The sequence below is a fragment of the Kordia sp. genome (assembly GCF_045105435.1).
Lineage (GTDB): Bacteria > Bacteroidota > Bacteroidia > Flavobacteriales > Flavobacteriaceae > Kordia.
Genome location: NZ_JBGCDL010000198.1, coordinates 1 through 6446 on the forward strand (window position 1 = coordinate 1; position 6446 = coordinate 6446).

At 34.0% G+C, this 6446-nt stretch carries 5 protein-coding genes; 4 read left to right on the top strand and 1 reads right to left on the bottom strand.

Annotated elements, in window-relative coordinates:
* Positions 1–426: 426 nt before the first annotated feature.
* Positions 427–2883, bottom strand: a complete 2457-nt coding sequence (gene lon, locus AB8B65_RS10425) for an endopeptidase La (RefSeq protein WP_405300911.1) — start codon at positions 2881–2883, stop codon at positions 427–429.
* Between the two features lie 248 nt (positions 2884–3131).
* Here lon and AB8B65_RS10430 point away from each other — a divergent pair, with 248 nt between their 5' ends.
* From AB8B65_RS10430 to AB8B65_RS10445, 4 genes are all read left to right on the top strand, one after another.
* Positions 3132–3686 carry an RNA polymerase sigma factor gene (locus tag AB8B65_RS10430; protein WP_405300912.1) on the top strand — a complete coding sequence of 185 codons (555 nt, stop codon included), beginning with the start codon at positions 3132–3134 and terminating at the stop codon, positions 3684–3686.
* A gap of 136 nt (positions 3687–3822) precedes the next feature.
* Complete coding sequence (locus tag AB8B65_RS10435) at positions 3823–4386, top strand: hypothetical protein (RefSeq protein WP_405300913.1); 564 nt, start codon at positions 3823–3825, stop codon at positions 4384–4386.
* The gene (locus AB8B65_RS10440) at positions 4367–5452 is read left to right on the top strand and encodes a hypothetical protein (RefSeq protein WP_405300914.1); all 1086 of its coding nucleotides are present in this window, start codon (positions 4367–4369) and stop codon (positions 5450–5452) included. Before AB8B65_RS10435 ends, AB8B65_RS10440 begins: the two co-directional genes overlap by 20 nt.
* Positions 5453–5491: 39 nt before the next feature.
* A complete protein-coding gene (locus AB8B65_RS10445; protein WP_405300915.1) occupies positions 5492–6223 on the top strand; it encodes a head GIN domain-containing protein in 732 nt (243 codons plus the stop codon).
* Positions 6224–6446: the final 223 nt, after the last annotated feature.

Genomic DNA, 6446 nt, shown 5'->3' on the forward strand with positions numbered 1-6446 from the left:
TTACAGCGACCTTGATTTAAAAGAGACATCGGCTTGTAAATAATACAGGTTTTACTATCGGTTTTATGAAGAATTTGAAGTGTGATTTCAGCCTCACCATCAATAAACAAATGAAAATCCCAGGGCAATAATTCTAAAGAAGAAGTCTCTAAAGTAGAATACGTACAGCAGTTACCACAACCAGCAACACACCTAATTTTGATACTTCTTGAAATTGAAAAATTATTTGATAAAATTGATGATAAAGGTGTTCTACTAATTGAACTCTACGCATTATCTAAATGTTTTTTTTTCGAAGAAACACCTAATAAACCCAAAATGTTGATTTATAGTCGAAAAGAAAAATAATAAAATACCCCATAAAAAAGCCCCCAAATAGTGTCTAACTTTTTTGGGGGTCAGTGTATAAGGAGGCTTTTTTATAAATTAGATCAATTTCTTAGCGTTTTTAACTTTCTGTTTTGTGAGAGCAATTTCTACAACTTCATTCATTTCTGTAACATAATGAAACGTAAGTCCTTTTAAATACGACGCTTTGATTTCTAAAATATCTTTCTCATTATCTGCACACAAAATAATTTCTTTAATATTAGCTCTTTTGGCAGCTAATATTTTTTCTTTAATTCCACCTACAGGCAACACTTTACCCCTTAAAGTAATCTCACCCGTCATTGCCAATTTACTCTTTACTTTACGCTGGGTAAACGAAGATAATAAAGATGTTAACATGGTAATACCTGCACTTGGCCCATCTTTAGGAGTTGCACCTTCAGGAACGTGAATATGCACATTGTACTTTTCTAAAACCTCTGGTTTAATTCCAAATTCTTCTGCATTTGCTTTAATGTATTCTAAAGCAATGGTTGCTGACTCTTTCATCACTTTCCCTAAATTTCCAGTAATAGAAAGTCCGCCTTTACCTTTTGATAAAATAGATTCAATAAATAAAATGTCTCCACCAACACTTGTCCAAGCTAAACCTGTAACAACACCAGCAACATCATTATTTTCATACTTACCGCGTTCCATTCGTGCTGGTCCTAACACATCTTCTACGATAGCGTTGGTTACTTTTTTCTCGTATTTATCTTCCATTGCAATGGATTTTGCTGCATAACGTACCATTTTGGCAATTTGCTTTTCCAATCCACGCACACCACTTTCACGCGTGTATCCTTCTACAATTTTTTCGAGTTGCTTCTTCCCTATTTTTAAATCTTTATCGGTAAGCCCATGCTCTTCTAATTGTTTTCCTAATAAATGTTTTCCAGCAATTTCTACCTTTTCTTCGGTTGTATATCCAGTTACATTTATAATTTCCATACGATCGCGCAATGCGGGCTGAATGGTACTTAAACTATTTGCCGTAGCAATAAACATTACTTTCGACAAGTCGTAACCCATTTCCAAGAAGTTATCATAAAACTCCATATTTTGTTCTGGGTCTAATACTTCTAACATGGCAGACGACGGATCGCCATTATGACTGCTAGATAGTTTATCAATTTCATCTAATACAAATACAGGATTTGACGTACCAGCTTTTTTCAAGCTCTGAATAATTCGTCCTGGCATCGCTCCAATATAGGTTTTACGATGTCCGCGAATTTCTGCTTCATCACGCAATCCACCAAGTGAAATACGTACATATTCTCTTCCTAGCGCTTCTGCAATCGATTTTCCAAGCGATGTTTTTCCAACACCTGGAGGTCCATATAAACACAAAATTGGAGATTTCATGTCGTTTCGCAATTTTAAAACTGCTAGGTATTCTATAATTCGTTTCTTCACATCTTCCAAACCAGAATGATCGCGGTCAAGAATCGTTTGTGCTTTTTTAAGATTGAATTTGTCTTTGCTGAATTCGTTCCAAGGTAAATCTAAAAATAACTCCAAGTAATTGCGCTGAATTGAATATTCGGCTACTTGCGGATTCATACGTTGCATTTTTGCCAATTCCTTGTCAAAATGCTTCTTTACCTTTTCGTCCCACTTTTTGTCTTTTGCCTTTGAACGCATGACTTCAATATCTTGCTCATACGAAACGCCACCACCCAATTCTTCTTGAATGGTTTTCATTTGTTGATGCAGGAAATATTCGCGCTGTTGCTGATCTAAATCGTGACGTACTTTTGACTGAATGTCATTCTTTAACTCTAACTTCTGCATTTCTAAATTCATGCTTTTTAAAGTTGCCAAAGCACGCAATTTCAAATCGGTTACGGCAAGTAATTCTTGTTTCTCTTTTACAGACAAATTCATATTTGAGGATATGAAATTGATCAAAAACGAAGAACTTTCTATGTTTTTGATGGCAAAAGATGCTTCCGATGGAATGTTTGGACTTTCCTTAATGATTTGCAACGCTAAATCTTTGATCGAATCTAATATTGCCGAAAACTCTTCATCTTCTCCTTCAGGACGCGTTTCTGGCACTTCTTTTACGGTTGCTTCCATGTAAGGAGTTTCGCGTAAAAGCGAATCAATTTCAAAACGTTTTTTTCCTTGAATGATGATCGTTGTATTTCCATCAGGCATTTGCAACACGCGCAAAATACGTGCTACCGTACCTAAGGTGTTAATGTCTTCTAAGGTTGGATTTTCAACCGATTCATCTTTCTGTGCAACCACACCAATTACTTTTCCGCCATTATTGGCATCTTTAATTAGTTGAATTGACTTATCGCGTCCGGCGGTAATAGGAATTACAACACCTGGAAACAATACTGTATTTCGTAGGGGAAGAATGGGCAATGTTGGTGGCAATTCTTCTCTATTAATTTCTTCTTCATCTTCTGGCGTCATCAACGGAATTAATTCCGCATCTTCATCAATAGATTGAAATGACAAACTGTCCATATTTAATAACTTTGTATCGCTCATTTGTATAGTACTAGGTCATTCTGTCATAAAAACAGAAGTATATCTTTTTATTTATTTTTCTTTTTCAAGTGTAACCGCTTATAAATCAACCGTAGTTGTTTATTTTACTGGTTTCTCTGCTACATTAAAAACAATTGTTATGCCAAGCTTCTTTCTGAAAAGATATAAAAATCAAGAAATATTAAATATTTTTAAAGAAAAGTGTAACAATTACATTTTTCGTTAATCTTTACAATAAACTAAACTTTTTGAGCCACCAAAAGTTACATACTGAACAACTCGTTACGTTGTGCAAAAAAGGAAACCAGTCTGCGCAAATGGAGATTTACAATCGTTATTATAAAGCGATGTATAACACTGCATTTCGAATTTTAAAGAATAGCGCAGAAGCTGAAGACGCCATGCAAGAAGCATTTTTGAATGCTTTTATGAAATTGGATTCTTTTAGCGAAGAAGTTTCTTTTGGCGCATGGTTAAAAAAAATCGTAGTGAATAAAAGTATTTATCTGTACAAAAAGCAACAACGAAAGGACGAAGTTTCTATCGACACTATGTTACATAAGGTTGAAGATAATGACGGAATTGCCTCGGATGAAGAGTTTACAAGCTTACAGGCTCAAAAAGTATTGCAAACTTTAAAAACACTGAAAGACAATTACAGAGTTTCTTTGACCTTACATTTAATTGAAGGGTTTGATTATGAAGAAATTTGCTCCATTATGGATATTAGCTACGCAAATTGTAGAACTACAATTTCGCGAGCAAAAGATAGTCTAAGAAAAAAATTGGAAGTATACGCATGAAACGAACATTAATAAATTTAAAAATAGATTCGCGTAAGGGAGTTTTCAACATTTTTAATGAGAGAGCGGAGCGGTTGCAAACGTTCTCAATTTTATAAAAAAAATTATTATTTGATAATTAATAAAATTTAAACGTTTGAAAGAGAAAGATAATATTACAAACTTGTTTGACCGATTGCAGGATGATTTTGATACTGAAACACCTGAATTGGGACACGAACAGCGTTTTTTGAAAAAGCTACAAAAACAGCAAAATCAAGAAACAACAGAAATTAATAAGCCAATTGTATTATTTACTTGGTGGAAACAAATTGCAGCCGCTTGTATTATTTTATTGAGCTTGGGAATTTTTATCGGATCTAATTTTAACACTTCCGTAGAAGAAACGCAGATCACCTTTTCGCCAGAAGTAGAAAAATCGCAAATCCACTTTGCATCTTTAATTGAAAAGGAACTCGAAAAAGTAAAAGCTGCCGAAGATGAAGATACCAAAGAAATTGTACAAGATGTATTGCAACAATTGAAACGTCTTGAAGTAGCATATGACGAGTTAAAAGATGAATTGATCGAATACGGAGAAGACAAACGTATTTTACAAGCAATGGTAAAGAATTTTCAACTTCGCATACAGTTGTTAGAGAATGTACTAATACAAATTGAAGAAATTAAAATATTCAAGAATGAAGACACTATTATATAATTGTATTGCATGTGCTTTTTTATTGCCTTTGATTGTTCTTGGAAATAATGATCACAAAGGAAAGCACACCAAAGAGAAAACAATTACGAAAGAATTCTCGGTAAATGCAGATGCACTTTTAAAAGTGACCAACAGTTATGGAGCCGTTGAAATGACAGCTTGGGATAAAAATACCGTAGCTATTGAAGTGGTTATTAAAACCAATGGAAACTCGGAAAGTAAAGTAGCCGAGCGTTTGGAACAGATTGATGTTACTTTTAGCAATACAGCAGCAATGGTAACTGCAGTAACGGATTTTAGCAAAAATCAAGAGCGATCGTGGCGCAAATGGAACAAACGCAATAGCGTAAATGTAACGGTAAATTATACGATTAAATTCCCGAAAGGAAATGAGTTAAATATCTCAAATGATTATGGCGAAATTTTCTTAGATACTGCCGAAAATAACGTGACACTGAATTGCGATCATGGAAAAATGAAAATTGGAAAGTTACTTGGAAAAGATAATTCGTTAAATTTTGATCATACAGATAATGTAGCGATTGCTTATATAAATGGCGGACGTATTAATGCCGATTATTCTTCTTTTAAGATAGAAGAAGCTGAAAATATCCGATTGAACGCCGATCATACAAAATCACATTTTGGAACTATTAGTTATCTTAATTATAACTGCGATTATAATACGTTGCAAATTGATCTAGCCTATAATGTAACTGGAATGGGAGACTATTTATCATTACGATTAGGCGGAATTTCCGGAAATTTAGATTTGAAAGCAGATTATGGTTCTATTAAAATTGCACACATGACAGATGATGCCGGAAGTATTCGAATTGCATCAGAACTTGCAGGTATTAAAATTGGATATGATCCAAATTATCACTTTTCATTTGAGTTAAATCTTGATTATACAAGCATTAAAGGAGAAGAAGGATTTACCACAAATACAAAACAAGTAGAATCTCAAGAATCCTATTACGAAGGATATTACGGAGATAAATTTAGCGGGAATAAAGTAAGTATAGACTCAGAATACGGAAGCATCCGATTTGAAAAACAATAATAACATTCATCATCAAATAACGAACAACAATCAAAAATTATGAAAAAAACAACAGTATTTATCATCGCATTATTTTTAACAACCACAGTAACATACGCTTTTGGTTGGGGAAAGAAAATTAAAGGAAACGGAAAAATGACAACGATTACACGAACAACTTCCGATTATGACGTGGTTGCAGTAGCAGGTTCTTTTGACGTGGAATTGGTAGCAGGAAATGAAGGAGAAATTACTTTAGAAGGCGAATCTAATTTATTAGAATATGTAGAAACAGAAGTTAGCGACGGAAAGTTGAAAATTAAAACTAAAAAAGGATACAGCTTGCGTGTAAGTAATGGAAAAAAATTAGTCATTACCGTTCCTTTTGAAGATTTGAGTAAAGTAGCACTTTCAGGTTCGGGAGATGTATACACAAAAAATGCAACGATTAAAGGACGTGAGTTTAAAATGGGATTAGCAGGATCGGGAGATATTATTTTAGATGTTGATGTAGATACATTAAAAATGGGCGTTTCTGGATCGGGCGATATGACTGCTAGAGGAAATGCAGATGACGCAGAAATTAAATTGGCAGGTTCAGGAGATATTCACGCCTATAAATTAGAAGCTAAAAATGCTGAGGTAAGCTTGGCAGGTTCAGGAGATATTAGAGTTCGCGTATTAAATGATTTAAAAGCGCGTGTAGCAGGTTCTGGAGATATTACGTATAAAGGAAATCCTGCAAGAAAAGATACTAAAGTAGCAGGTTCTGGAAGTATTTCTATGAACTAGAAGATTTAACAATCAAATTACAAACAGCGAAAAGTCACTCAATACGAGTGGCTTTTTTTATGTTATATGTGTTTAGTTATTCAAAATATTTGTAGGTTCTAATGGCTATATTAGCAGGGATTTCGGGAGTTTCTACTGTATAATCGAGTCGTTTTGTCCAATTATTATTTTTGTCAAATTCTGTGTATTTATAGGTTGTAGTTGTTACGATATCTTCTTGATC

Bases quoted from the DNA above. Each gene is read 5' to 3' on its own strand.
- AB8B65_RS10440 (WP_405300914.1), top strand. From the start codon at position 4,367: ATGAAGACACTATTATATAATTGTATTGCATGTGCTTTTTTATTGCCT.
- AB8B65_RS10445 (WP_405300915.1), top strand. From the start codon at position 5,492: ATGAAAAAAACAACAGTATTTATCATCGCATTATTTTTAACAACCACA.
- lon (WP_405300911.1), bottom strand. From the start codon at position 2,883: ATGAGCGATACAAAGTTATTAAATATGGACAGTTTGTCATTTCAATCT.